The organism is Ochrobactrum sp. SFR4, from assembly GCF_019730395.1.
Taxonomy (GTDB): Bacteria; Pseudomonadota; Alphaproteobacteria; order Rhizobiales; family Rhizobiaceae; genus Pseudochrobactrum.
Window position 1 is genome coordinate 1 of the sequence record NZ_JAAPBB010000141.1, and the last position, 510, is coordinate 510.

1 protein-coding gene is annotated in these 510 nt (G+C 47.5%); it reads right to left on the reverse strand.

The window, feature by feature from the left end; translation table 11 throughout:
• A partial coding sequence (locus HBA93_RS18250) for a hypothetical protein (protein ID WP_221724243.1) occupies positions 1-287 on the reverse strand: 287 nt, incomplete at its 3' end.
• Positions 288-510: the final 223 nt, after the last annotated feature.

Consider the following 510-nt stretch of genomic DNA (forward strand, 5'->3'; position numbering starts at 1 on the left):
TCTGACCTGCTCATCATCAATGTCAATATCAACGGTGAAGCGATATCAATAAAGAGCAGTCCTTCCAACCTGTTTTCATCAATATTGACAAGCGTAGAAAAATGCTCCCCGCCATTGAAATTATTACGCCCGTCGGATCGTTGAAACCGTAGGAGTGCCAGCGGGCGCGCATCCTGAATAACCTGACGCATACCCACGAACTCGTAACCCTCGGGAACACAACATTTATTTTCTATCACCTTGAGAGCAGCACCAAGTTGACTGAGTTGGGTGTTCTGAATGGACATAATGTCTCCGTTTTATTTGCGCATCCCAACAAAAGAACAATACTTCTCGGCCGCGATGCGCTTTGAATTAAAAATTTTGAAACGCTGACACGGGTTAAACGGATCAAGCGCACTCAAAGGCTTTAAATGATCTGTATAGTTTCGGCAGGAAGTGCGCCGCCGAGAATGACGCCGGGTTCTGTACGGCCGTAAATGGCCTCAAATCCGTCCGGTAAAGGGCGCG